The organism is Winogradskyella sp. (assembly GCF_013042245.1).
GTDB lineage: Bacteria > Bacteroidota > Bacteroidia > Flavobacteriales > Flavobacteriaceae > Winogradskyella.
In genome coordinates, this window is the sequence record NZ_JABDQL010000025.1 from 43,439 (window position 1) to 69,178 (window position 25,740).

Here is a 25,740-nt window from a genome sequence, read left to right on the forward strand (position 1 = left end):
AATAGATTATCTTTACATCAACTATTTATTAACGATTTTAATGCAGTTAAAGGACAAACTTCTTGCCCAACGTATATATCTTTTTTTGGGCGCACTATTCATAACATCTTTAGTTGTATCTAACCTTATTTTTCAGAAGTTTTTTTATTGGTATCCTATAGACGTAGAGATTTTTGGTTCTAAACTTTTTGAAATTTCAGTAGGGATTTTACCCTACCCTATTACATTCTTAATTACAGATTTAATTAGTGAAATCTATGGTAAAAAACGAGCTAATGATATTGTTATAGCTGGTATTTTTGCATCTTTATTTTCAGTAGGTATCATTTTAGTGGCAGATTATGTACCCGCTTTAGACAATTCGCCTTTAGACGATAAGACTTTTAAATTTGTATTTAGCAAAACTATAATTGCTGTAGGTTCAAGTATGTTTGCATACCTATTTGCACAATTTATAGATATTAAAATTTACCATTTCTGGAAAAACCTTACCAAAGGAAAACACTTATGGCTACGCAATAATTTTTCTACATGGATTTCACAATTTTTAGATACATTATCCATAATAACATTACTATGCTATTTTGGTGTTTTACCTTGGGACAGTTTTCAAGGCTTACTCCTTAGCGGCTTTTTATTTAAAGTTTTGGTGGCTTTTTTTGATACCCCTTTTCTATATCTAGGCGTATACTTTTTCAGAAAGCGTTTTAAACTTAAAGTTAATGAAGAAATAGATTTAATCTAAAGCCGAAGAAAATCCTAAAATCTTCATAATCTTAGTATAAATTCAGTCTTTTAGATTGTTTTTTTGTATTATAACAAAGACTTTTACGTTACAATTAATTCTTTATGAAACAAGCATGCTAAACATATTATCACCCAAAGGAATGATTAAGAGCGAACAGCATGTGTCTTAAAAAAACAATACATATAAATACATGAAAAAAATATTCAAAATACTCGGTATTTTACTTACCATTTTTTTAGTTATACTCATAAGTGTTCCGTTCTTTCTAGAATCTAAAATAGATGCTATCGTTCAAAATTATGCTGATAAAAATCTTAATGCAGATTTAAGTTTTGAAGACATTAGCTTAAGTCTAATCAGTAGTTTCCCAAAAGCAAAGGTTAGTGTAGAAAATATGAAAATTGCAACCAAAACTCCTTTTGAAAACGAGACTTTAGCCGCCGCAAAAAATCTATCTTTTGAAATGCCTTTGAGAGAACTTTTTAAAGGCTCCGAAGAACCTTTGACCATTAACCAAATTATTGCAGATGAGTTGTTATTAACTCTAAAAACAAATGCTTCTGGAAATGTTAATTATAATATTGTGAAGCCTTCTGAAGATACTCAAAACAATAGTGCATCTGAATCAAAAGCCTTTAGTTTTGATATTGAACATTATGAGATTAACAATAGTGCTTTTACATACGTAGACGAGGAAAGTAATACAAAGCTCTATGCCACTGAAATTAATCATAGTGGTAATGGTATTTTTTCTGGTGGCCTTTCAGAATTAGACACAAAAACCAAAGGTAAGATAAGCCTGTCCATAGATAATACAGAATATTTAAGTAATAACATCGTAAAACTCGACGCCCTAATTGATTTGGATTTAGAGCAAAACAAATACACCTTTAAGGACAATACTGGTTTTATTAATGCACTTCCATTAGAGTTTAAAGGCTATGTTCAACTTGTGGAAAAAGGTCAAGAAATTGACATTAGTTTTAAGAATCCGGAATCTTCATTTAAATCATTTTTAGCAGTTATACCAAAATCTTACGCCAAAAATATTGAAGATGTTAGTACTTCGGGAAATTTTACCCTAAACGGAAAAATTAAAGGTTTGGTTTCTGATAAGACAATTCCAACTCTTAATATCAAAATCAATTCTAATAACGCTTCCTTTAGATATCCAGACTTACCCAAAAAAGTAGAAAATATTGTCATCGACGCATCCTTAAAAAATACAACAGGTAATGTTGACGATACTTATATAGACATCAATACGCTTAATTTTAAAATAGACGAAGATGCTTTTAAGTCGGAAGCACATATCAAAAATCTTACTGGAAATATAGTGGTAGATGCCAACCTTGATGGAGTTCTTAACTTAGCCAACATTACTAAAGCATATCCTGTTGAATTAGACAATCAACTAAGCGGTATTTTGAAAGGAAAACTCAATACAGCTTTTGACTTTAATGCAATTGAAACTAATGCTTATCAACGAATAAAAAATAATGGAACTGTTTCTGTTGAAGATTTTATTTTTTCGTCTGAAGACATTGTAAATCCTATTCAGATTAATACCGCTGAATTAAGCTTTCGACCTGGTAGAGTAACTCTAAATAAATTTGAAGCCTTAACAGGAAAAAGTGATATCAACGCAACTGGACAAATAGATAATCTTCTCGGTTTTCTACTGAGTGACAAAAAACTGCAAGGCGATTTTAAAGTCACTTCCAACAACTTTGTGATTTCAGATTTTATGGTTGAAGATGAAGCTGCTTCCGAAACATCTAACAAATCGACTTCAGATACAGAATCCCTAAAAATTCCAGAATTTTTAGATTGTACCGTCTTTGCGAATGCACAAAACGTGGTTTATGATAATTTAAATCTTAAAAACGTTAGCGGAACACTTAGAATTAAAGACCAAAATGCGAGTTTAAGTCAAATGACCACTGATCTATTTGATGGCAAATTAGCAATTAACGGCAATGTATCTACAAAAGGCAAAAAACCTAAGTTTGATATGGCGTTAGGCATGCAAGAGTTTGATATTTCTCAATCTTTTAGAGATTTAGATTTACTAAAAGTCTTAGCTCCTATTGCAAAAGTATTGCAAGGAAAACTCAATTCTACCATACAATTAAATGGAGTTTTGGATGAAAATTTTTCTCCAGATTTAAATACTATTTCTGGCGATGCTTTAGCTGAATTAATAACTACAGAACTATCGGCTTCTAAAAGTAAAATTCTCGAAGGTTTAGATCGTAAATTCAACTTTATAGACTTTGAAGATTTAGATTTAAAAGACCTTAAAACCAAGTTAAGTTTTGAAAATGGACAAGTTTCAGTAAAGCCTTTCACTATAAATTATAAAGATATCCCAATTGAGGTCTCCGGAACACATAGTTTTTCAAATACTATGAATTACAATGCAGTACTACAAGTCCCAGCAAAGTATTTAGGCACAGAGGTGAATACTTTGATTAATAAGATTAATGATGCTGAAGTAAACAAAATCACGATACCGGTTACTGCGAAAATTGGAGGCACATTTTCGCAACCAAATATCACTACGGATTTAAATAGTGGTGTTTCTGATTTAACAAAACAACTTATCGAAATTCAAAAACAAAAACTTATTAATAAGGGTACTGATAAAGTCAACGACTTGTTAGGTGGTCTTTTAGGAGGAAATACAAAAAAGTCAACAGATTCGACAAAAGTAGACTCTACAACGACTAATCCTAAGGATAATATAAAGGATGGTGTAAAAAATATCTTGGGTGGAATTCTGAAAAAGAAGAAAAAACAGCCAGATTCGACCAAAAATTGATGTTTTTTTAGCTATTCTAAATAAAAATTAGTTAAACATAGCTAATTTTTTTGGAATTGTCATTTATTACAGTAAGTTGTTATTTGGAACAATTCTAAAAACTATACATGAGGCAATTAAAGATTACCAAGCAAGTAACAAACAGAGAGGACAAATCATTAGATAAGTACTTACACGATATAAGTAAAATACCATTGATAACTGCAGAAGAAGAAGTAGAGCTTGCACAACTTATTAAAAAAGGTAATCAACAAGCTCTAGATAAACTCACAAAAGCAAATTTAAGGTTTGTTGTTTCTGTAGCAAAACAATATCAAAATCAAGGCTTAAAATTACCAGACCTTATTAACGAAGGAAATGCTGGACTTGTAAAAGCAGCTAAACGTTTTGACGAAACTAGAGGTTTTAAATTTATCTCTTACGCTGTATGGTGGATTCGACAAGCTATACTTCAAGCTTTGGCAGAGCAATCACGAATTGTGCGCCTACCACTTAATAAAATTGGTACCATTAATAAAATTAGAAAAACTTACGCTTATTTGGAGCAAGTGAATCAAAGACCTCCTAATTCTGAAGAAATTGCAAGAGAACTTGATATGAGCATAAGAGAAGTAAAAACTTCTATGAAAAACTCTGGTCGCCACCTTTCTATGGATGCGCCTTTAAAAGCTGATGAAGATTTTAGTCTTTACGACGTGGTGTCTCAAAAAGATTCGCCAAGACCAGACAAAGAATTAATGCAAGAATCTCTAACTCTAGAGATTGAACGCCTATTAGACACTTTACCGTCTAAAGAAAGTGATGTCATAAAATTAAGTTTTGGTATAGGAGAAAAAAAACCAATGACTCTAGAAGAAATTGGACAAATCTTTGATGTTACCCGCGAACGTGTAAGACAAATAAGAGAAAAAGGAATTAGAAGATTAAAACATTCGAGCAAAAATAAAATCTTGAAAACCTATTTGGGGTAGTCTACTCTAAATGAGGAAAAAACTAAAAAAAATTATAACTTATTTAATAAGTTATATTATCTTCGCACACTCTTTAGTAAAATAGACAATACAAAATACTGATATGATTAAAATAGAAATCAAAGAAGGCGAAAACATAGAAAGAGCTCTTAAAAGATATAAGCGTAAGCATAGAAATGTTCAGATTATGCAAAACCTTAGAGAGTCTCGTTATTTTACAAAGCCTTCTGTAAAGCGTAGAAGAGAAATCCAAAAGGCTTCTTATATTCAAGGTCTAAGAGACGCTGAGAATATATAAGCTATAACATAAAATTAAAAAAGCGACCGATTAGGTCGCTTTTTTTGAGCTCAAATTGTCAAAAAAACAACTTGCTCACTACCTGAATTTTTCTTCTTCAATTTTAACTTCTATAGATTCTATTGGGTAATCTTCGTAAAAATGCTCAAAAGTTTTATCTGTTGTATAGTTGTCTGTCAATACTTTATAAACCATAACGATAATTAAAATTTGTCCAATCACAGTTAAATAAAACACCCAATTAAAAGGAAAGTTCATGGCACACATAAGGGTTATAGTAACTAGAAGTAGTGTAGTTATAGCTACATAAAACATAGGTGATACTTTCATAATATTTTTATGTATAAATTAATTTAAAAAATATTAAACAAAAAGTTATTTAACGCATTTATAACATCATTGTAAGGTTTTTAGAAACTATCCTACAAAGTTTACATGATACTCTTATACACATTAATAGGGATTACAGCTTCAATGATTAGTGCACTACCTCTAGGCGCTTCAAATATTGTGGTAATTTATACAACCATAAAACAGAATTTAAAACTGGCTATGAAAGTTGCATTTGCCGAAGGAGTAGCTGAAGTCCTAATTTAATACTATGCTTTAAATTATAATATGCTTGTCAAAGGTTTTTTTTAAGTAATCAATGGCTTCAAGTTTTGATAGCTATTCTATTATTGGGTATTGGAAGCGTTATTTTCTTCAAAAAAAGGAAAGATCAAAAAGAAAAAAACGCTAAAAAATCGATTTCTTAAATCTAAGTATGTGACTGGTTTTTTGCTAGGTTTACTCAATCCTCCCGTACTAGTGTTGGCTATTAGTTTATGGTGTTATAAACAATAGTGTTGCTATGCTTTCAATAGAATCTCCAGTATCAGTTTTACTATTATTCTTTCTTAGTGTTTACATAGGAAAAGTCCTGACACTATATGCATACGGTAGATTTAGCATTACAATGAAGAAAAAATTCAATAAATATTAATCAATTTATTAATAAAGTGACAAACCCTTTACTTTTTAAAGTTGGTATTGTACAGTTTGTTGAGCTAAACTTTATTTAAATGATGATATCCACAACCATACCTTCATTAGCTCTAATATTAAAAACGGTGTTGTCTTCAAAAATGAAATACTGCCCTTTGACACCTACTAATTTGCCTGAGTAACTTCCTTCCTTTTTTAGGTTCAAACTTCTTGGTTTTTCAGGGTATTGATGTACAGGAAAATGAAGATGTGTTTCTTGATTATGAGCAATAAAGTAGTCTCTAACCTCAGCAGGAATATGTACTTTTAACTTATTTCGCCATTCTTTTAAATCCTCGTCTACATTATCATTCTTTAACATTTTCCGCCAATTGGTTTTATCTGCAACAAAATCCTTAAGAGCTACTTCTGTTAGTCCAGCAAGATATCTGTTAGGCACTTCTACAATTTCTATGGCTTCGTGTGCACCTTGGTCGATCCATCGTGTTGGTAATTGTGCTTTTCGAGTTACCCCAACTTTTACATTACTAGAATTTGCCAAATAAACAATATGCGGCTGCAATTGTACTTTTTTTTCGTACTCCAAATCTCGGTCTTCTTTTCCCAAATGTGCTGTACTTAATTCTGGTCGCATAATCCAATCTCCAGCATTTGGGGTGTCAAAAAAACAACTTTTACAGAAACCTTGTCGGTAAATTTCTTTGCTAAGTCCACAGTTTAAACATTCTTCACCAGCAAAAGTTATGGTAATGGTTTTATCGAGTAACTGATTAACATGTATAAAGTCACTTTTAAACACCAAATAATACTGAATGGGGTCTTGAAAATCCGTTTGCATTTTAGTAAGAACTCCTGTATAAACCATAATAAAATTTAGTAATTTTAGCTGTTGATTTTTTTATTAAAAATATTTACTTAGCATATTAACGCCTAATGCCGTTTAGCGGTTAAAGATAACCAATCCATGCCAATTCCTATAGTCAATTCTATTGCTTCGTGGTTTTTAAAAAAACGGTTTCATCAGATTGAATTGTTTTTAAAATACCCTCAGGATGTACAAAACGAATTACTTTTTAGTCTTTTAAAATACGCTAAAGATACCGAAGTTGGTAAGCAGTATGACTTTGCATCTATAAAAACTTACGAAGAATTTAACCAGCGTTTACCTGTTGTTAATTATGAAGATGTACAGTCTCAGATTGAACGCTCTAGACTAGGCGAACAAAACATATTTTGGCCTAAGTCTATAAAATGGTTTGCAAAATCTAGCGGTACAACAAACGCTAAAAGCAAATTTATTCCTGTAAGTACAGAGTCTTTAGAGGACTGTCACTACGCAGCTAGTAAAGATTTATTGTGCATGTATTTAAACAATAATCCTGAGTCGCAACTGTTTACTGGAAAAAGCTTAAGGTTAGGTGGCAGTAAAGAATTATACAAAGAAAACGGAACAGCTTTTGGGGATCTATCTGCAATCCTGATTGACAACATGCCATTTTGGGCAGAATTTAGTAGCACACCAAGCAGTAAAGTTTCACTCATGAGTGAGTGGGAAACCAAAATGCAGGCTATCGTTGATGAAACTATAAATGAAAATGTTACGAGTCTTGCTGGTGTTCCATCTTGGATGTTAGTGCTATTGAATAATGTATTGGATAAAACTGGAAAAGATAATCTTTTTGATATCTGGCCAAATCTTGAAGTTTACTTTCATGGTGGTGTAAGCTTTAACCCATACATAGAGCAGTACCGTTCTATCTTACCTAAAAAGACTTTTAAGTTTTACGAAATTTATAATGCTTCTGAAGGTTTCTTTGCCATACAAGACCAAAACTATTCTGGAGATTTGTTACTCATGCTAGATTACGGTATTTTTTATGAGTTTATACCTATGAATACTTATGGTACTTCTGAGCAGAAAGTTATTCCACTTAGCGAGGTAAAAATTAATACCAATTACGCAGTCATTATCACAACCAACGCAGGACTTTGGCGTTACAAAATTGGTGATACGGTAAGATTCGTGAGTATAGACCCTTACAGAATTAAAGTGTCAGGAAGGACCAAACATCATATCAATGCTTTTGGAGAAGAGTTAATTATTGAAAATGCGGAAGATGCACTTAAGAAAGTCTGTAAACGTACAGGTGCTGAAATTGTAGATTACACTGCTGCCCCAATATTTATGAAAGGTAAAGAAAAAGGAGCGCACGAATGGTTGATAGAGTTTAAGACACCTCCAAATGATTTTAATTACTTTTCGGAATTATTTGATAATGCTTTAAAGTCTCTAAACTCTGATTACGAAGCCAAACGTTATAACAATATGACGTTGAATAAACCTAAAATCCATCAAGCGCGTCATAACTTATTTTATGACTGGTTAAAGCAAAACGATAAATTAGGCGGACAACATAAAGTACCAAGATTATCAAACACAAGAAACTATATTGATGAGTTACTTAATTTGAACTCCTGATGTTTTAATCGGTAGAATTAGCAACCTGAAATTCTATATTGATTAATACGGTATCTTATCTAAAATGATTTGAATAAGCAAACATCGCATGTGCATTTATAGAAATTAACGAACCGCTTATATTTTTAGAAGTTACTTAATCCAAAAAATAAAAACCCATGAGAAAATCATGGGTTTTACTTTTCATGAATATGTCTAAGTTGTCGTTTTACGAAACCGCTTTTAATTTCTTAAGTGTGGATTTCGTTAATTTCTCTTCTGCATAAGTTTTTGTAACATTAAGCTTAGTTTCATCAGAACCAGGCATATAGAACATAGCATCTGTTAAAATTTCTTCACAAAGCGAGCGTAATCCACGTGCGCCTAGCTTATACTCTATGGCTTTATCTACAATGAACTCTAAAGCACCATCTGTAATATTTAAATCAACCTCATCCATTTTAAACAATTTTTTGTATTGTTTTACAATGGCATTTTTTGGTTCAGTTAAAATAGCTCTTAAGGTTTTTGCGTCTAATGGATCCATGTGTGTTAACACTGGTAATCGTCCAATAATTTCAGGTATTAGACCAAAATCTTTCAAATCCTTTGGAATAATGTATTGTAGAATATTATCATTATCTACATTATCATCGGAATTGATAGAACTATAACCGATAGCCTGCATATTTAAACGTTTAGTAATTACACGCTCAATTCCATCAAAAGCACCGCCAGCGATAAATAAAATATGCTCAGTATTTACCTCAATAAATTTTTGGTCTGGATGCTTACGACCACCTTTGGGAGGTACATTTACAACTGTACCCTCTAATAATTTTAATAACGCTTGCTGAACGCCCTCACCTGATACATCTCTAGTAATTGATGGATTATCACTTTTACGAGCAATCTTATCAATTTCATCAATAAAAACGATTCCTTTTTCAGCTTTTTCAAGATTGTAATCTGCAGCTTGAAGTAGACGTGTTAAAATACTTTCAACATCTTCGCCAACATATCCAGCTTCTGTTAAAACCGTGGCATCCACTATCGCTAAGGGCACATTAAGCATACGGGCTACAGTTTTTGCCATAAGAGTTTTACCTGTACCTGTTTGTCCAACCATGATAATGTTACTTTTTTGTATCTCAATGTCATCATCTGTTGGTGGTTGTAATAGTCGTTTGTAATGGTTATATACAGCAACAGACATCACACGTTTTGTATACTCCTGCCCGATGATGTATTCGTCCAAAAACGACTTAATTTCTATAGGCTTTTTCAGCATCAATTCGGCGCTCAACTCAGCATTTGCATCTTGTTTAGATTCTTCAATGACGATACCATTTGCTTGTGTAATACAGCGGTCACAAATATGCGCGTCTAATCCTGCAATAAGCAAATTGGTTTCTGGCTTTTTCCTACCACAAAACGAACACTCTAATTCTTCCTTTGCCATAATCTTAATATTTCTAAATTTAGTTTAGAAATGTTTATTCATTATTATTTTTCTTACTTTCTTCCTAAGACCTCATCAATCATTCCGTATTCTAATGCTTCACTAGACTTCATCCAATAATCGCGATCAGAATCTCTTTCTACGTCTTCGTATGATTTACCAGAATGATTTGAGATAATCGTATATAATTCTTCTTTTACTTTAATCGTTTCACGAACAGCAATCTCCATGTCCTTTACCTGTCCTTGAGTTCCGCTCATTGGTTGATGAATCATCACTCTTGAGTGTTGAAGCGCAGAACGTTTTCCTTTTTCTCCCGCACATAACAATACTGCTGCCATAGACGCTGCAATACCTGTGCAAATAGTAGCAACATCTGGCTTAATAAATTGCATGGTATCATAAATTCCTAAACCAGCATAGACTGATCCTCCGGGAGAATTGATATAAATCTGAACATCTTTTGATGCATCCACACTTTGTAAAAATAATAATTGTGCTTGGATGATATTAGCCACTTGGTCATTAACACCAGTACCTAAAAAGATAATACGGTCCATCATTAAACGAGAGAATACATCGAAAATAGCGATGTTCATTTGACGTTCTTCTATGATATTTGGCGTCAAATTCGTAGGATACATACTTTCTATAATCTTACTGTAGTAATTACTATTTATACCTTGATCTTTGGTTGCAAATTTTTCGAATTCTTTTCCGTAATCCATATTTTAAATTCTGTTTATCGTTATAATTAATAAGGCGTAAAATCATTAGATTTCACGCCTTAAAGATACAATTTATATTGCTAAATGATTAACTGTAAAATTCTTTTACAAAATCATCATAAGAGATTTCTTTTGTTTTTAAGTTTGCTTCTGCCTTATAAAGATTTAAAAGCTTTTGACTCATCAGTTGCTCATTTAAACGCTTTACCTCATCTTGATTAGATAAAATACGAGCAGCAATGTCTTCTAATTCTTTTTCGGAAGGATTCATTTGACCAAATTGTGCCATCTGACCTTTAATCATTTGCATTGCAAAAGCTCTTAATTCTTCGAACTGAACTTGAAGCTTATGTTCTGTAATTAACTTACCTTCGATTAATTGGTAGCGCATGCTTTTTTCAGACTTTTCGTATTCTTCTTTAGCTTGCTCCTCAGTCATTGGCTCTTCACCTGCGGTTTGCATCCATTTCTGAAGAAATTCTGCTGGTAAATCAAACTTTGTACTATCTATTAAGTATTCAGTAACATCATTTAAGAGCTTCTGATCACCTTGTTGTACAAATTGCTTTTCAGTATCCTCTTTAATTTTTGCTTTTAGTTCTGTTACAGACTTTACGACGTCTTTTTCAAATAATTTATCGAACAACTCTTGGTCTAAATCTACTAATTCACGTTCATTGATTTCTGAAACTTCAAAGTTAACTTCGACATCTAAGTGTTGAGCATCATCATGAGACACTTTTAAAAATGTCATTAAATCGTGAGCGTCATTAAATAAATTTTTTGTCTTAACCGTAATAATATCACCAACTTTTACCCCAACAAACTTTTTAAGATTTGTTTCTCCTTTTATTTTGTTGAGCTCAAATGTAGCTACATTATCGATACCAGCTTCTTCATTTGTGAACTTACCAGTAACTTCAGAGTTTTCGGTGATTTCGTTTTGAGAAACGATTTTACCATATTGTTTCTGGATGTGCTTGATTTGATTATCAACCATTTTATCATCGGCAACAATCTTGTAATGTGTAATTGCTTTTTTCCCTTTCAACTCAACATCAAATTCCGGAGCTAATCCTAATTCGAATTCAAATGTAAATGCATCGGCATTCCAATCTAAATCATCCTGTGCTTTTGGTAACGGATTACCTAAAACATCTAATTTTTCTTCAACTAAATACTTACCAAGAGCATCTTGTAATAATTTATTTACCTCATCTACCAAAACAGCTTGTCCGTATTGCTTTTTTACCATTCCCATTGGCACATGCCCTTTTCTAAAACCTGGAATGTTAGCAGATTTACGGTAATCTGTTAAGATTTTTTCAACTTTATCGCTGTAATCTTCCTTAGCGATATCTACTTTAACGACTGCGTTTAACGCGTCTATGTCTTCTCTTGTAATATTCATTGTTTTACAATCTAAAATTGGGCTGCAAAAATACATATTTTTTTACAACGCAACAATAGTTTTAAGGTATTGGTTTTTAGGCTTTTTTCTCCTCTTTTAATAGTGAATGTAAGATGGACTGTAAAATAGAAAGCAGAATACTGAACAGTAAGGCCGTCCAAAAACTTGAAACCGCAAAACCATCAATAAGTTTATCTGCTAGAAGAATAATTAAAGCGTTAATTACGAGAAGAAACAATCCTAAAGTAAGAAGGGTCACCGGCAAAGTAAAAATAATTAGTACAGGCTTTACCAATAGGTTTAAAATAGAAAGTACTACAGCTACACTAATAGCACCTACATAGCCGTCAACAGTGACACCACCCAAAAAATGTGCTAAAACAAAAACAGCAAATGCGTTAATTAATAAACGAAGAATTAAATTCATAATAACTTTTTTAGATTCAATCTAGATTTAAGCATTTATAAATTGAGTAACAACTCTATAAAACCCTGCAGGATTTTCAGCATGCAACCAATGCCCTGCATCACTAATTGTTTCTATCTCTGCATCCGAAAAATGACGATGAATAATTCCTTCATCTGTAGGTCTAATATATTCAGACTTATCGCCACGCAGAAATAAGGTTGGTTTTGAGAATGTAGAATGGATAGGTAAGGCTTCTCCAACTTCGGAAACGTATTCTTTTAGAACTGGAAGATTTATTCGCAACCCTAATTGCCCCTTTTTCTCCCAATAAAGATTCTTTAGTAAAAACATACGTGTCCCTATTTCGGATATATAATTGGCTAAAGCTTTATCCGCTTCTCCTCTGGTTTTTAAGACTGAAAAATCTAAACTTGACAAACCTTCTAGTATAGCATCATGATGTACTGGATAATAACGTGGTGAAATGTCTGCAACTATTAATCTACTCACATATTCTGGATACTTTGTCGCAAAGAGCATAGCGGTTTTTCCTCCCATGGAATGTCCTAGAAGAATAATATCTGTGAGCTCATGTTCATTACAATAGGCTTTTACATCTTCCGCCATAACATCATAATCAAAATCGTACGAATGAAAACTACGTCCATGGTTACGTTGGTCTACCAAATGGACTTCGCAGTCTAAGTCTGAAAACTCACGTGCCAAAGTTTTCCAATTATCGCCCATACCTAAAAACCCATGGAGAATGACGAAGGGGTTTCCGCTACCAATTATATTGCTGTATAAAATCATGATAAGCGATGTAAATACATTTGTATCACATTTTCAATTCCCAGATACAAACTTTCAGAAATAAGTGCATGACCGATTGAAACTTCTAATAAACCTTCAATATTTTCTTTAAAAAATTTAATATTATCCAATGACAAATCATGTCCTGCATTAATACCTAAACCTAATTTATTAGCTACTACAGCACAATCTGAATAAGGCTTTATAGCCTTAGTGTTCCCTAAACCGTATTCATGAGCAAAAGCTTCAGTATACAATTCAATACGGTCAGTCCCAGTTTCTTTAGCACCTTCTATTTGCTTCATATCTGGGTCTATAAAAATTGAAGTTCTTATATTATTTCGTTTAAATTCTGAAATCACTTCAACCAAAAAATCTTTATTTTTTAAAGTATCCCAACCTGCGTTAGACGTAATGGCATCAACACTATCCGGCACTAAAGTCACTTGTGTTGGCTTCGTTTCTAAAACTAAGTCTACAAACTTAGTTATTGGGTTGCCCTCTATATTATATTCGGCATGCACAATAGGCACTAAATCTCGTGCATCTTGATAACGTATGTGGCGCTCATCTGGTCTTGGATGAATCGTTACACCTTGAGCACCAAAACGCTGCACATCTTTTGCAAATTGTACCACATTTGGCACATCACCGCCTCGGCTATTTCTTAGCGTTGCTATTTTATTAATATTAACACTGAGTTTTGTCATTTGTGTTTGGTTTTGAGGACAAAAATACAAAGTATAACGCCCTTTTTATGCTAATTTTTGATTAATTTGCAAGCCTTAGGAAAACGATTTATGCAACTACAAGATTACATTATTAACGATATAAAACCACTTAGTATTAATGATACTATTGGCAATTTGCAATTGCTTTTTAATCAGTTAACCTATTCGCATATTCCGATTGAAAAAGACGGCATTTACCTAGGCTGTATCCCTGAAACAGATGCACATTGCTTTGAGTCTGAAAAGTTAATTTCTGATTGTAGTTATACTGCTGAAGGTTTTTTTGTAAGAAACTCTACAAACTGGCTAGATGTTTTAGAAGCATTTGCTCAAAACAATAGCAACATCATGCCTGTATTAAGTCTAGAAAACAAATATCTAGGCTACTATGAGCTTAATGATATCATTCATTTATTTAATGAAACACCTTTTTTTTCTGAACCAGGTAGCATCTTAATTGTTGAAAAAGGCATCCAAGACTATTCATTTAGCGAAATTAGTCAAATTGTAGAATCTAACGATGCCAAGTTACTCGGTGCTTTTATTTCAAAAATTGAAAATGATTTAGCCCAAATCACACTAAAAATAGGACATACAAGTTTGAATGATGTTATTCAAACTTTCCGTCGTTACAGCTATAATATTATTGCTGGTCATGAAGATGACAGTTACTTAAAAAGCTTAAAAGACCGCTCAAAATATTTAGATAAGTACCTAAACATATAATTATGAAGGTTGCTATTTACGGTCAAAACTACACTAACGAGAACAACCAAAAGGCTTTTGAAGTTCTTCTTGAAAACCTTAAAGGTTATAAAACTGAAATTTTTATTGAATCTCAATTCTTAAAACTTCAAAAAGAGATTTTTCATAATGACTGGCCTTTTGGAATATTTACAGAGCTTGATAATTCATACGATTTATTAATAAGTATCGGTGGTGATGGTACTATTTTAAGAGCGATTACTTATGTTAGAAATTTAGATATCCCTATTGTTGGTATTAATACTGGTAGACTGGGTTTTTTAGCAACAGTACAAACCAATGAGATTGAAGATGCATTAGTAGATATTTTTGAAAATAAATATAAAATATCTGAACGCTCTTTACTTTCTGTTGAAGTTACTCCTGAAAACCATTTAGTAACAGAAACCAATTTTGCACTAAATGAGATAACTATTAGCCGAAAGAATACCACATCCATGATTACTGTAGAAACCCATCTCGATGATGAATACCTCACATCTTATTGGGCTGACGGACTTATCTTATCTACGCCAACAGGTTCTACAGGCTATTCTTTAAGTTGTGGTGGCCCTGTAATTTCTCCAAGCACCGAAAGTTTTGTTCTAACTCCAATTGCACCTCATAATCTAAATGCAAGACCATTGGTTATACCTGATCAAACTGATGTTAAACTTAGAGTAAGCGGTAGAGAAAATCAATTTTTATTATCGTTAGACTCCAGAATAATTACACTTCCAAATACTGCTACAGTAAAAATCAAGAAAGCAGCATTTCATATTAATATGGTTGAACTTTTAGATGAAAGCTTTATTGATACTTTGAGAAAAAAAATGCTTTGGGGTGAAGATCGCAGGAATTAGACAATAAATATCTATAAATACTGTTTTCTATACGACAATTTATATCAAATTGTCATAGACTAATCTTAATTGTTATATTTGCAAACTTTCAAAAATTTATGAAGTATCTACTGCTAGTTTTATTAAGTATACTGGGAAGCCAAACTACTAATGCACAAATCTATGAATTTGGAATATTTGCTGGCGGTAGTAATTTTATAGGAGATGTAGGCGCTACTAATTATATTTCTCCAAATCAGGTTGCACTTGGCGCTATTGTTAAGTGGAATAGAAGTCCAAGACATGCCTTTAGAGCTTCTGTTATTTTTTCAGAATTAAAAGGAATTGACAGTAAATCTGATGACCCTAGACGCATTCAGAGAGGTTATGAGTTTTCAAATGGTATTTTAGAGTTTTCTGCTGGTTTAGAGTTCACTTTTTTTGATTGGGATTTACACGATGCATCTTCAAAAGGCACACCGTATTTATATACTGGAATTACTACAGCAGGTCATGATAATTTTTATTTTGATAATAACGGAACTCTAACTTCTGAAAATACAACAAGCTGGGCATGGGGTATTCCTATGGTTTTAGGGTACAAAGTCCTACTCAACCCGTACATTATAATAGCCGCAGAAGTTGGCGCCAGATATACATTTACTGACGAGATTGATGGTAGTATCCCAGACGCTGATTTTAGAGAACAATTTAGTTTTGGTAACATCAATAACAACGACTGGTATATGTTCACTGGAATAACACTAACTTACACCTTTGGGCAAAAACCCTGTTATTGCGATTTCTAAAATGAATTTAAAAGACCAACTAGACACTTCTAAATTACCAAATCATATAGCTATTATCATGGATGGTAATGGTCGTTGGGCTAAACAAAAAGGATTAGTAAGAGTACTTGGTCATGAAAGAGGAACAAAAGCTGTACGAAAGACTATTGAGGCATGTGCTGAAATTGGTATACAACATTTAACACTTTACGCTTTTTCTACTGAAAACTGGAATAGACCAAAATTAGAAGTGCAAACTCTAATGAAACTTTTGGTTAAATCTTTAAAAAAAGAGATAAAAACACTTCAAGACAACAAAATTAAACTAACAGCCATTGGAAGCTTAAAAGATTTGCCAAAAAAGGCTTTTGACGAATTAGAATTTGTTAAAGAAAAAACCAAAAATAATGAACATATGACATTAACTTTAGCCTTAAGCTACGGTTCTCGCGAAGAACTTGTTAATGTTGTTAAAGAATTATTATTTAAAGTTAAAAATAATATAATTTCTGCTGAAAGTATTGACGAATCAATTATAAATAAGCATCTTTACACGCAAAATTTACCAGACGTAGATTTGCTAATTCGCACTAGTGGAGAACAACGAATTAGCAATTTTTTATTATGGCAAATTGCATACGCAGAATTATATTTTACAGATGTCCTTTGGCCAGATTTTAGTAAAAAACATCTAATTGAAGCTATTAAAGATTATCAAAATAGAGAACGACGATTTGGAAAAACAAGCGAACAGCTTACATAAAAGCATAATACTACCAGCATTGCAAAAATTCTACACTTTAGTATTTCTTCTAGCAGTACTTATTCCTTTTAATTCTTTTGGACAAGCCGCTAAGACTTATACCATAAATGAAATAACAGTAACAGGAAATACGGCATTTAATGCAAATACAATTATAACTTTTTCAAGACTTAAAAAAGGGCAAGAAGTTTCTATTGGAGGTGAAAAAATTGGAGAAGCCGTAAAAAAACTCTGGAAATCTAATTTATTTAGTGCCATTGATATTTATTTCACGAATATAACTCCTGAAAATACTGTTGACATAGAAATCAATTTATCGGATTTACCTGAGCTAAACAAAGTAAAAATTGAAGGTGTAAAAAAAGGCAAAAAAGATGAAATTTTAGACGAAAATAATCTAAAACAAAAAGTAAAAGTTACAGAAAATCTTGTTACAACAACAAAAAACTACCTCACCAATAAATATAAGAAAAAAGGGTTTCTTAATACCAGAGTAAACGTCACAACTTCGGAAGTTACAAATGATTCTATTGAAAAGAAGCGCGTCAATATGTTTATTAACATTGACAAAGGTAACAAGGTAAAAATCAAATCCATTTCATTTAACGGTAACGAAAAGCTTTCAGATAAAAAGCTTAGAAAGGCTCTGAAGAACACTAAACAAAAGAGTCTTAGTCCGCTTCGTATTTTAAAACGTTCAAAATACGTAGAAGATGATTATAAAGAAGATTTAGTAAGCCTTGTGGACAAATACAAAGAAAATGGTTACCGTGACGCTCGTGTCATTAAAGATTCTATTATATATAATGACGACAAAACCATAAGCCTTGTTATAGACGTTGAAGAAGGTGAAAAATATACCTTCGGAAAAATAGATTTCGTAGGTAATACTGTATACAGTGACCAATTTTTATCTCAAATATTACGTATCGAAGAAGGTGACACCTACAATGGTGTAGAATTAAAGAAACGTATCGCCAACGAAGAAAAGCCAGATGGTATAGATATCACTAACATATATCAAAACACGGGCTACATGTTCTCCAGAATTGATCCTGTAGAAGTTAGTGCCGATGGTAATGTTATTGACTTAGAAATTAGAGTTATAGAAGGTAAACCTGCTTATTTTAATAGTGTAACCGTAAAAGGTAATGATGTTACAAATGACCACGTTATTTACAGAGAAATACGAACTAGACCAGGCGAATTATATAGCAGAGCAGATATTATAAGAACTATCAGAGAACTTGGTCAACTTGGATTCTTCAATGCACAGGCTATAGTCCCAGATATTAAAAATCCTAATCCAGTTGATGGTACATTAGATATAGAATATACTGTTGAAGAACAAGGCTCTAGCCAAATAGAACTACAAGGTGGTTACGGTGGTGGTGGTTTTATTGGTACACTAGGATTGTCATTCAATAACTTCTCATTACGAAATATTTTTAATGGTGAAGCCTACAAACCTGTACCAAGAGGAGACGGACAGAGTTTAGCACTAAGGCTACAGGCAAGTCAGTTTTTTCAAACCTATAGCTTCTCATTTAGCGAACCTTGGTTGGGTGGTAAAAAACCTTTTCAATTATCGTCCTCCATATCTTACTCTAAACAATTTCAGTTTAATCCTGGGTCTAGAAGAGCAGACCGAAGCCAAAGTTTTAATATATTGGGTATAACAGTTGGTGTTTCCACACGTTTAAAAGAACCAGATAATTATTTCTTATTGTCTCATGCTTTGAGTTTTCAGAATTATGATCTTAACAACTTCATATCAGGACTCTTTCAGTTTCAAAATGGGTCATCTAATAATTTAGCATACACTATAGGACTAACAAGAAACAGCACTTATAACGATCCTATTTATCCTACGGGTGGTTCTAATTTTTCTGTTTCTGCTAAGTTATCATTGCCTTACTCATTATTTAACGGAGTAGATTATGGTACGCTTAGAGAAGAAAGAGAAGACCCAAACACATCAGCTGAAAGAATTGCTGAAATTGACCAAGAGCGTTTTAAATGGCTAGAATTTTATAAAGTTAAATTTAAAGCAGACTGGTATACTGAGGTTGCAAAAAAATTAGTATTAAGGCCAAGTATAGAATTTGGTTTCTTAGGAGCATATAATAATGATAGAGGTGTAATTCCTTTTGAGCGCTTCTTCCTTGGAGGTGATGGTTTAGGAAACTTTGCCTTAGATGGAAGAGAAATTATACAATTAAGAGGTTATCCAAACCAATCTTTATCTTCACAAGATGGAGGATCTATATACAATAAATTTTCTTTAGAACTGCGCTATCCTGTAACTATAGAAGGTGCAACTAAAATCTTTGGTCTGGGCTTTGTCGAAGGTGGTGCTTCTGTCAATAGTTTTAGAGATTTTAATCCATTTAACTTGCAACGTTCAGCAGGCTTAGGTGTTAGGATTTTTATGCCAGCCTTTGGTTTATTAGGTATAGATTTTGGTCACGGTTTTGACCCATTACCAGGACAATCACAAAAGAATGGTTGGGAAACACACTTTATTATTGGACAACAATTTTAAGTTTGGCACGGTATTTTCTATAGGCTAAATAACATTTCATAGTGGTGTTAAAATTTTTAAGAATATATTTCGTTTATTTGAAGTGTTGCTTACCCTCTTAGAGAATAAAAGCGGCTAATTAAAATAAATAAAAACCATTACTTATGAAATATAGAGTTCTTTACATATTGGCAATTATTGGTCTAATAGGTTTTAGCACCTTTGCACAACGTGTTGCTGGTGCTAGAATTGGATACATTGATACAGAATTTATTCTCCAAAATGTACCTGAATATCAGCAAGCAAATTCGCAATTAGAAGAAAAGCTTACAAAGTGGAAATCTGAAATCGAAAAACGTTTAGCTGATATTGAAACCAAAAAGAAATCTTTAGAAAACGAAAAAGTGCTTTTAACTAAAGAACTTTACGAAGAACGATTAGAGGATATTTCTTTTGAAGAAGCCGAAGTTTTAGATTATCAGCAAAAGCGTTTTGGTCCAGGTGGAGATATGGTGATACAACAAACTCAATTAATACAACCTATACAAGATCAGATTTTTGCAGCCGTCAATGAAATTGCTGAAAACAAAAAATATGATTTTGTGTTTGATAAAAATGCTGATTTTTTGATGTTGTATTCTGCAGAACGTTTTGATATTAGTGAACAAGTTTTGCGAATAATAACTAGGACATCTGCCAGAGAGCAAGCAAAAACTAAAAAGGAGAAAAGAAAACTTGAAAAAGAAGAAGTTGTACCTGAAGTCAATAGTAATAGCACAAAAGATGAACGAGCAAAAGCTCTAGAAGAACGTAAAGCTCAGCGCGAAGCAGATTTAAAACAAAAACGTCTTGACCGAGAAAAAGCTTTAGAGGAGAGAATACAAAAAGTAAAAGAGGCTAGAGAAGCAAAAAAGAAAGAGGCTGAAGCCCGTCGTCAAAAGGTTTTAGACGCGAGAAATAAGAGTAAAACTCCTGATGAAGAAAATGAGGCAAAGAAAAAGGCAAGTGATTCTACTGCAAGCAGTACAGGTAGTGCTTTAAACGAAAAAGAGAAAACTGCTGTAAAAAAAGAGTCTACCAAAACTAGAGCAGAGCTATTGGAAGAAAAACGTAAAAAAGCAGCTGAAGCTAGAGAGGAACGAAAAAAAGCTCTTGAAGCACGTAAAAAGAAAATATTAGAAGACCGAAAAAAAGCCAGAGAAGAACGCTTAAAGCAATTAAAGAAAAACGATTCTATTAGAAAGGCAAAAGCCAAAGAAAAAGAAAACAACTAAAAACACGTAAATACTAAATTAAAATGAAACGATTAAAAACACTATTATTAGCAATTATTCTATTTGTAGGAGGTACAAGTCTTGCAACAGCACAAGCTAAAGTTGCTCATGTAAACACACAAGAAATTCTCGGTACTTTCTCTGAGTTTCTTACTGCACAAGAACAAGCCAAAAAGCTTGGTGAAAGCATGCGAAAAACTGACGAAGTACAGTTTAATGATATGGTAAAGTCTTTAGAAGAAACTGCCGCTAGATACCAACAAGAAGCTGGTACACAGACTAAAGAAGTAAATGATAGACGTGTACAAGAAGTTGAACAAATGAGAGCAAGTATTGCGGAATTTCAACAACAATCTCAAACAAAAATTCAGCAAGCTCAAATGGAGAAAATGCAACCTATTCAGAAAAAAGTAATGGACGCTATTAATAAAGTAGCTACTACACTAGGTTTTCAGTATGTATTAGACAGAGCAAGCTTAGTTGTAGCAAACGGTACAGACATTACAGCAGAAGTTAAAAAAGAATTAGGTTATTAATTCTTTTAAAACAATAAACTATAATTTTAAAGCCGCTTATATAAAGCGGCTTTTTTTATTTTTGTGTATATGAGTAATCAACCTATTGGTATATTTGATTCGGGGATTGGAGGTACTTCCATTTTTAAGGAAATAAAAACGCTTCTACCCTATGAGAATATCATTTACCTAGCCGATAGTAAAAATGCACCTTACGGTAACAAAACAGAAGAAGAGATACTCCAACTTAGTCTTAAAAATGTAAAATTACTACTTCAAAAAAACTGTAAGCTTATTGTAGTGGCATGCAATACGGCTACAACTAACAGTATTACTTATTTACGTAAAAACTACTCTATCCCTTTTGTAGGTATAGAGCCTGCTATAAAGCCAGCATCTTTACAAAGTAAATCAAAATCTATAGGTATACTTGCTACTAAGGGCACATTGAGTAGTACACTCTTTCATGAAACTTCAGATTTATACGCCAAAAACGTAACCATTATTGAACGTGTAGGCGAAGGATTAGTCCCTTTAATTGAAGCTGGTAAACTTAATTCAGACGAGATTAGAGAGTTACTCAAAACATTCACCAAGCCTATGATTGAAGCACAAATAGATTATTTAGTTTTAGGCTGCACACATTACCCATATCTTATTCCCGAATTGAAAAAAATATTGCCGGAACATGTTAAAATAATAGATTCTGGTCTAGCAGTAGCAAAACAAATCAAAACTCTGCTTGAAACTTATAATCTTATAAACACTAGCTTGAATTCTCCCAAAATTCAATTCTTTACAAATGCAAGTGTAGGGATTTTGGACAATGTTCTTGATAAAAAATTTTCTGTTAAGCCATTAAAGTTCTAACGTCTTTATTTTTTTATAGTCATCAAGACAATTAAATAATCTATTCCTTAAACCAACTAGAATATTCTATGTAGTTATTAGCAATTCTGTCTATTTCACCAGAGATTAATTTTTTACTAATATTCTTTACTTTTTTAGCGGGTACGCCAGCATAGATACTTCCAGACTCCACTCTTGTATTTTTGGTCAATACAGCTCCGGCAGCAATAATACTATTACTTTCTACAACACAATCGTCCATTATAATACTTCCCATACCTACAAGTACATTATCGTTTATTGTACAGCCGTGTACAATCGCATTATGCCCAATAGATACATTGTTTCCTATAGTGGTTGGTGATTTTTGATAGGTTGCATGTATCACGGCTCCGTCTTGTATATTCACTTTATTTCCAATTTTTATAAAGTGTACATCACCACGAATGACCGCGTTGAACCAAATACTACAATTCATCCCCATTGAAACTTCTCCTACTATGGTTGCATTTTCTGCAACGAAACAATCCTTAGGTATTTTTGGGTGCTTTCCTTTTACTGGTTTTATAATTGGCATGTTTGATTAGGTTTAAATTAAATACTGTAATTTATTTAAAGTATGACAATAGTTGTGACTTTTTAGATGCTGAAACCATAATTTCTTTACCATTGCTAAGCATAACACTACCTCCTTTTCCTTTAAGATACTTTATAATCTCATCTACATTGACCAAATAACTCTTGTGTACTCTTGCAAAATTAGCTTCGACTAGAGCTTCTTCAATGTACTTAAGCGTCTTACTTACTAGTCTCTTTTTGTTGTCTTTTAGATAAATTTCTGTATAGTTATCGTCAGCTTTACAATACAGGATATTGTTGGTTTCTAAAACTTCAAATCCACTTTGTAATGGTATGGTAATTTTGCCATCTACTGTTTTGGTTTTAGTTGCCAAAACTTGGTCTTGCAACGCATCTTCTTTTGTACGTATCTCCGTAACGTAGTCTACAGCTTTTATTAGCTCGTCAATAGCAATTGGTTTCATTAAATAATAGGATGCATGTGCGTTTAAGGCATCCATCGCATAATTATTATAAGCCGTTACAAAAATGGTCTGAAAATCAGCATCACCAACTTTTTCCAATAAATCGAAAGCATTACCGAAAGGCATCTCTACATCTAAGAAGACAACATCTAATGTATAATTTCGGATTAAAACCAAAGCTTCATCAATATTTTCTGCTTCTCCTAAAACTGAGATATTGGGACAATATTTAGATAAATAATTCTTTAAAATATCACGACTCGTTTTTTCGTCTTCAACTATTATTGCATTTAATTTCATATCGTAATTAGTCTTTTTTTAGAGTTACTGTAACTTTGGTTCCAACATCTCCATCAGCCTGATAATCATCAATAGTTACGTCCAATTTGTCCTTATACATATCATTAAGTATAGAGATTCGCTTTTTTATATTACTCAGTCCTTTTGAATTGTGCTTTTTCTGATTTTCAGTTTTTAAGATTTTAGATTTTTCACGACCTATGCCATCATCTATAATTTGAATGGCAATTTGATTTTTAGTCTTTTGTGTTAATTGAATTTTAAGGTGTCCTTTTTCAGTCTTATAACGCAGACCGTGCCATACCGCATTTTCAATATAAGGCTGAAGTAACATGGGAGGAATAGCGTAATCTTCAACCCTTATGGTATCGTCTATTTCGATACTATAATCAAACTTATCTTTGAACCTGAAATGCTCTAGCTTTGTATATAGTTGCAAAAGCTCTATTTCTTTTTCTAAAGGAATAAAATCTTCTTCACTATTTTCTAAAACGGCTCTCATTAAGAAGGAAAAATCAGATAAATATTTATTTGCTGTGCGTTCGTCATTTAATGCTATAAAACTATTTACCGAGTTAAGTGCATTGAAAATAAAATGGGGATTCATTTGGCTACGTAGGGATTTTAAAGCCAATAGGTTATTTGCTAAGCGCTGTTGCTTAATGTACTTGTAGGTAAAGTATGCCGCAATTAATAATAATACTAGACCGCCAATTAAAGCATAGATAATTACTTTTTGACGTTTGTTTCGCTCAACGGTAACTTGATATTGAGAGCTACTTATTAGCTTATCTTTTTCAAGACTGGTTATTCTGTTTTGGCTTTCTGCTATTGATCGAGATAATCTCGCTGAGTGCGAAATTTCCTGCTGTTTTATCATGTACAACTCGTCTACAGAAGCCATAAATTCTTCAAATGCTAGCTTTGCTTTATCATACTCTCCTAAACTTTCTAGTGCATCTACTTTGCGTCGCTGTGCATCCTTTTTTACTTCTAAATCTTCACGCTTATCCGCCTCTTCTATACTTGCGTTCAAAAAGGGAATAGCCTCATCAAAATTATTCTGAAGCATTAAAGCATTACCTATTTTGTAATTCTGCTTTTGAGGTGTTATAGGACTTTCGTTAGAGATAACAGAATCCTTTTCAATTTCTTTGACGGTGCTAACGACTTCTTTTCTTAGAGAAATCTCATCATCATAATTTCTATTCTTATTATTAAATTCTGCAACATTTACCTTTTCTTCTACAGCTCTTGTCCTACTTACTTTTTGCGCTGAAGAGAGAGAGCTATTATAAAATTTCTTCGCTTTATTAGTATCTCCTGATGTATCATAAGCCTTTGCAATTTTGGAGTTTAAGTCGGTTACTTTCGATTTAATTACAAATGAAGTCGCTTTATTTAAACCTAATTGATAATTAATAATTGCTTGTTTTGAATCTTCCTTTTTAAGATAGACATCACCAAGAGTTTCATAATACTCTGTGATTTGGTAATTGGTTAGCGACTCTTTAGCAATAGTATTTAAAGTTTGAAGGCTTTTTTTATAATCATTATCTGCCAAATAGGCTTTTGCCAATTTTAATTTGATATCCTCTCCATCTCTATTTTGCAAGGCTATTTTATAATTATTTGCAGCCAAATCATACTGTTTCCAATACATGTAAGTATCGGCAAGTGTTTGGTAAGCTTCTGCATTTTGTGTTTGGGAAGTACTCTTATTTAAAGCATCTACAATAAACTGAACACTTTTTTCGGCATCACTTTTAAGATATGTGTCAGCAGAATCTATAAGCTGATTAAACGTATCTGTAGAATTTTGTCTTAGCTTTTGCTTGGAGAGTTTTGGGTCTTGGGGAATTACATCGACTCTAATTCGGTCGTTACTTTTTATAGTATGATATCTCGTTTGAAAATCTGGGTGACTAATTATAAGCTCATCACCTATTTTTACTCTAATTTTAAACGTACCGTCAAAACCTGTCTTTTCGTAAACGCCTCCATTAACCATTATGGTAACATTAGATATAGGCTCATTACTATATTTTTCTTTTACAGAGCCTCTAACAACAAAGTATTGCTCTTCACTGGCTGTATTGAGGTTTTGTGCAGATAAAGGCAGAAAGGCTAACCAAATGATAAAAAGGAAAGAATATTTATACACTCTTTGAAAATTAATTTTGAATAAACTTACAGCCTTTAATTGACTTTAAAAAATCAACAACTTAAGCTTTTAAGCAAATCTCATAGAGAATAGT

Annotated in this window: 25 protein-coding genes and 1 pseudogene; 15 read left to right on the forward strand and 11 right to left on the reverse strand. The window is 32.6% G+C overall.

All coding sequences use genetic code 11. From position 1 onward, the window contains the following. Positions 1–40: 40 nt before the first annotated feature. From HKP48_RS02210 to rpsU, 4 genes are all read left to right on the forward strand, one after another. Positions 41–745, forward strand: a complete 705-nt coding sequence (locus HKP48_RS02210; protein ID WP_296342350.1) for a queuosine precursor transporter — start codon at positions 41–43, stop codon at positions 743–745. Positions 746–938: 193 nt separating this feature from the next. Next, positions 939–3,572 (forward strand): AsmA family protein, encoded by a 2,634-nt coding sequence (locus HKP48_RS02215; RefSeq protein WP_296342351.1) that lies wholly within the window; start codon positions 939–941, stop codon positions 3,570–3,572. A 107-nt stretch (positions 3,573–3,679) separates the two neighbouring features. Next, on the forward strand, positions 3,680–4,543 hold the full coding sequence (locus HKP48_RS02220) for an RNA polymerase sigma factor RpoD/SigA (RefSeq protein WP_296342352.1): 864 nt from the start codon (positions 3,680–3,682) through the stop codon (positions 4,541–4,543). A 103-nt stretch (positions 4,544–4,646) separates the two neighbouring features. Next, positions 4,647–4,841 carry a 30S ribosomal protein S21 gene (gene rpsU / locus HKP48_RS02225; RefSeq protein ID WP_087491986.1) on the forward strand — a complete coding sequence of 65 codons (195 nt, stop codon included), beginning with the start codon at positions 4,647–4,649 and terminating at the stop codon, positions 4,839–4,841. Positions 4,842–4,919: 78 nt separating this feature from the next. On the opposite strand, the gene HKP48_RS02230 is transcribed toward rpsU, so the two are convergent. Then, complete coding sequence (locus tag HKP48_RS02230; RefSeq protein WP_296342356.1) at positions 4,920–5,171, reverse strand: DUF2101 family protein; 252 nt, start codon at positions 5,169–5,171, stop codon at positions 4,920–4,922. Between the two features lie 105 nt (positions 5,172–5,276). Here HKP48_RS02230 and HKP48_RS02235 point away from each other — a divergent pair, with 105 nt between their 5' ends. Continuing rightward, complete coding sequence (locus tag HKP48_RS02235) at positions 5,277–5,438, forward strand: hypothetical protein (RefSeq protein ID WP_296342358.1); 162 nt, start codon at positions 5,277–5,279, stop codon at positions 5,436–5,438. Between the two features lie 56 nt (positions 5,439–5,494). Continuing rightward, a pseudogene (locus HKP48_RS12185) lies at positions 5,495–5,599 on the forward strand (LPXTG cell wall anchor domain-containing protein); the annotation flags it as partial. Between the two features lie 302 nt (positions 5,600–5,901). Here the strand turns inward: HKP48_RS12185 and HKP48_RS02240 are convergent. Beyond that, positions 5,902–6,693, reverse strand: coding sequence for a DUF2797 domain-containing protein (locus tag HKP48_RS02240; RefSeq protein ID WP_296342361.1), 792 nt, complete (start codon positions 6,691–6,693; stop codon positions 5,902–5,904). Positions 6,694–6,792: 99 nt separating this feature from the next. Here HKP48_RS02240 and HKP48_RS02245 point away from each other — a divergent pair, with 99 nt between their 5' ends. Then, positions 6,793–8,307: a GH3 auxin-responsive promoter family protein gene (locus HKP48_RS02245; protein WP_296342364.1), complete on the forward strand. Its 1,515-nt coding sequence runs from the start codon at positions 6,793–6,795 to the stop codon at positions 8,305–8,307. A gap of 208 nt (positions 8,308–8,515) precedes the next feature. Here HKP48_RS02245 and clpX read toward each other — a convergent pair whose 3' ends face one another. From clpX to HKP48_RS02275, 6 genes are all read right to left on the reverse strand, one after another. Continuing rightward, complete coding sequence (gene clpX, locus HKP48_RS02250) at positions 8,516–9,748, reverse strand: ATP-dependent Clp protease ATP-binding subunit ClpX (protein WP_296342366.1); 1,233 nt, start codon at positions 9,746–9,748, stop codon at positions 8,516–8,518. Between the two features lie 53 nt (positions 9,749–9,801). Beyond that, on the reverse strand, positions 9,802–10,476 hold the full coding sequence (locus HKP48_RS02255; protein ID WP_296342368.1) for an ATP-dependent Clp protease proteolytic subunit: 675 nt from the start codon (positions 10,474–10,476) through the stop codon (positions 9,802–9,804). Between the two features lie 88 nt (positions 10,477–10,564). Further along, a complete protein-coding gene (gene tig / locus HKP48_RS02260) occupies positions 10,565–11,887 on the reverse strand; it encodes a trigger factor (RefSeq protein ID WP_296342370.1) in 1,323 nt (440 codons plus the stop codon). Between the two features lie 76 nt (positions 11,888–11,963). Further along, a complete protein-coding gene (locus HKP48_RS02265) occupies positions 11,964–12,314 on the reverse strand; it encodes a phage holin family protein (RefSeq protein ID WP_296342372.1) in 351 nt (116 codons plus the stop codon). Positions 12,315–12,341: 27 nt separating this feature from the next. Beyond that, positions 12,342–13,109 carry an alpha/beta fold hydrolase gene (locus tag HKP48_RS02270; RefSeq protein ID WP_296342374.1) on the reverse strand — a complete coding sequence of 256 codons (768 nt, stop codon included), beginning with the start codon at positions 13,107–13,109 and terminating at the stop codon, positions 12,342–12,344. Beyond that, entirely contained in the window at positions 13,106–13,819 is a 714-nt protein-coding gene (locus tag HKP48_RS02275) for a pyridoxine 5'-phosphate synthase (protein WP_296342376.1), read from the reverse strand. Before HKP48_RS02275 ends, HKP48_RS02270 begins: the two co-directional genes overlap by 4 nt. 90 nt (positions 13,820–13,909) lie before the next feature. Between HKP48_RS02275 and HKP48_RS02280 the strand changes: the two genes are divergently transcribed. The 8 genes from HKP48_RS02280 (at position 13,910) to murI (ending at position 22,160) form a co-directional block, all read left to right on the forward strand. Next, positions 13,910–14,566, forward strand: coding sequence for an acetoin utilization protein acuB (locus tag HKP48_RS02280; protein WP_296342377.1), 657 nt, complete (start codon positions 13,910–13,912; stop codon positions 14,564–14,566). A 2-nt stretch (positions 14,567–14,568) separates the two neighbouring features. Beyond that, a complete protein-coding gene (locus tag HKP48_RS02285; RefSeq protein ID WP_296342379.1) occupies positions 14,569–15,447 on the forward strand; it encodes an NAD kinase in 879 nt (292 codons plus the stop codon). A 98-nt stretch (positions 15,448–15,545) separates the two neighbouring features. Further along, entirely contained in the window at positions 15,546–16,235 is a 690-nt protein-coding gene (locus tag HKP48_RS02290; RefSeq protein WP_296342381.1) for a DUF6089 family protein, read from the forward strand. 1 nt (position 16,236) lies between these two features. After that, entirely contained in the window at positions 16,237–16,977 is a 741-nt protein-coding gene (locus HKP48_RS02295; protein WP_296342546.1) for an isoprenyl transferase, read from the forward strand. Continuing rightward, entirely contained in the window at positions 16,910–19,522 is a 2,613-nt protein-coding gene (locus HKP48_RS02300; protein ID WP_296342383.1) for a POTRA domain-containing protein, read from the forward strand. The genes HKP48_RS02295 and HKP48_RS02300 overlap by 68 nt, the downstream gene beginning before the upstream one ends. A gap of 143 nt (positions 19,523–19,665) precedes the next feature. Continuing rightward, positions 19,666–20,775 carry an OmpH family outer membrane protein gene (locus HKP48_RS02305; protein ID WP_296342385.1) on the forward strand — a complete coding sequence of 370 codons (1,110 nt, stop codon included), beginning with the start codon at positions 19,666–19,668 and terminating at the stop codon, positions 20,773–20,775. Between the two features lie 23 nt (positions 20,776–20,798). Then, entirely contained in the window at positions 20,799–21,311 is a 513-nt protein-coding gene (locus tag HKP48_RS02310; protein ID WP_296342387.1) for an OmpH family outer membrane protein, read from the forward strand. A gap of 69 nt (positions 21,312–21,380) precedes the next feature. Beyond that, a complete protein-coding gene (gene murI, locus HKP48_RS02315) occupies positions 21,381–22,160 on the forward strand; it encodes a glutamate racemase (protein WP_296342389.1) in 780 nt (259 codons plus the stop codon). A 40-nt stretch (positions 22,161–22,200) separates the two neighbouring features. Here murI and HKP48_RS02320 read toward each other — a convergent pair whose 3' ends face one another. Genes HKP48_RS02320 through HKP48_RS02330 form a run of 3 tightly spaced genes read right to left on the reverse strand, consistent with a single transcriptional unit; the run spans position 22,201 to position 25,646 of the window. Continuing rightward, complete coding sequence (locus tag HKP48_RS02320; protein ID WP_296342391.1) at positions 22,201–22,716, reverse strand: gamma carbonic anhydrase family protein; 516 nt, start codon at positions 22,714–22,716, stop codon at positions 22,201–22,203. A 31-nt stretch (positions 22,717–22,747) separates the two neighbouring features. After that, on the reverse strand, positions 22,748–23,482 hold the full coding sequence (locus tag HKP48_RS02325; protein ID WP_296342393.1) for a LytTR family DNA-binding domain-containing protein: 735 nt from the start codon (positions 23,480–23,482) through the stop codon (positions 22,748–22,750). A gap of 7 nt (positions 23,483–23,489) precedes the next feature. Beyond that, on the reverse strand, positions 23,490–25,646 hold the full coding sequence (locus HKP48_RS02330; RefSeq protein ID WP_296342396.1) for a histidine kinase: 2,157 nt from the start codon (positions 25,644–25,646) through the stop codon (positions 23,490–23,492). Positions 25,647–25,740: the final 94 nt, after the last annotated feature.

Excerpts from the sequence above, each read along its gene's own strand:
- HKP48_RS02210 (WP_296342350.1), top strand. The coding sequence starts at position 41 with ATGCAGTTAAAGGACAAACTTCTTGCCCAACGTATATATCTTTTTTTG.
- HKP48_RS02215 (WP_296342351.1), top strand. The coding sequence starts at position 939 with ATGAAAAAAATATTCAAAATACTCGGTATTTTACTTACCATTTTTTTA.
- HKP48_RS02220 (WP_296342352.1), top strand. The coding sequence starts at position 3,680 with ATGAGGCAATTAAAGATTACCAAGCAAGTAACAAACAGAGAGGACAAA.
- rpsU (WP_087491986.1), top strand. The coding sequence starts at position 4,647 with ATGATTAAAATAGAAATCAAAGAAGGCGAAAACATAGAAAGAGCTCTT.
- HKP48_RS02230 (WP_296342356.1), bottom strand. The coding sequence starts at position 5,171 with ATGAAAGTATCACCTATGTTTTATGTAGCTATAACTACACTACTTCTA.
- HKP48_RS02235 (WP_296342358.1), top strand. The coding sequence starts at position 5,277 with ATGATACTCTTATACACATTAATAGGGATTACAGCTTCAATGATTAGT.
- HKP48_RS02240 (WP_296342361.1), bottom strand. The coding sequence starts at position 6,693 with ATGGTTTATACAGGAGTTCTTACTAAAATGCAAACGGATTTTCAAGAC.
- HKP48_RS02245 (WP_296342364.1), top strand. The coding sequence starts at position 6,793 with ATGCCAATTCCTATAGTCAATTCTATTGCTTCGTGGTTTTTAAAAAAA.
- clpX (WP_296342366.1), bottom strand. The coding sequence starts at position 9,748 with ATGGCAAAGGAAGAATTAGAGTGTTCGTTTTGTGGTAGGAAAAAGCCA.
- HKP48_RS02255 (WP_296342368.1), bottom strand. The coding sequence starts at position 10,476 with ATGGATTACGGAAAAGAATTCGAAAAATTTGCAACCAAAGATCAAGGT.
- tig (WP_296342370.1), bottom strand. The coding sequence starts at position 11,887 with ATGAATATTACAAGAGAAGACATAGACGCGTTAAACGCAGTCGTTAAA.
- HKP48_RS02265 (WP_296342372.1), bottom strand. The coding sequence starts at position 12,314 with ATGAATTTAATTCTTCGTTTATTAATTAACGCATTTGCTGTTTTTGTT.
- HKP48_RS02270 (WP_296342374.1), bottom strand. The coding sequence starts at position 13,109 with ATGATTTTATACAGCAATATAATTGGTAGCGGAAACCCCTTCGTCATT.
- HKP48_RS02275 (WP_296342376.1), bottom strand. The coding sequence starts at position 13,819 with ATGACAAAACTCAGTGTTAATATTAATAAAATAGCAACGCTAAGAAAT.
- HKP48_RS02280 (WP_296342377.1), top strand. The coding sequence starts at position 13,910 with ATGCAACTACAAGATTACATTATTAACGATATAAAACCACTTAGTATT.
- HKP48_RS02285 (WP_296342379.1), top strand. The coding sequence starts at position 14,569 with ATGAAGGTTGCTATTTACGGTCAAAACTACACTAACGAGAACAACCAA.
- HKP48_RS02290 (WP_296342381.1), top strand. The coding sequence starts at position 15,546 with ATGAAGTATCTACTGCTAGTTTTATTAAGTATACTGGGAAGCCAAACT.
- HKP48_RS02295 (WP_296342546.1), top strand. The coding sequence starts at position 16,237 with ATGAATTTAAAAGACCAACTAGACACTTCTAAATTACCAAATCATATA.
- HKP48_RS02305 (WP_296342385.1), top strand. The coding sequence starts at position 19,666 with ATGAAATATAGAGTTCTTTACATATTGGCAATTATTGGTCTAATAGGT.
- HKP48_RS02310 (WP_296342387.1), top strand. The coding sequence starts at position 20,799 with ATGAAACGATTAAAAACACTATTATTAGCAATTATTCTATTTGTAGGA.
- murI (WP_296342389.1), top strand. The coding sequence starts at position 21,381 with ATGAGTAATCAACCTATTGGTATATTTGATTCGGGGATTGGAGGTACT.
- HKP48_RS02320 (WP_296342391.1), bottom strand. The coding sequence starts at position 22,716 with ATGCCAATTATAAAACCAGTAAAAGGAAAGCACCCAAAAATACCTAAG.
- HKP48_RS02325 (WP_296342393.1), bottom strand. The coding sequence starts at position 23,482 with ATGAAATTAAATGCAATAATAGTTGAAGACGAAAAAACGAGTCGTGAT.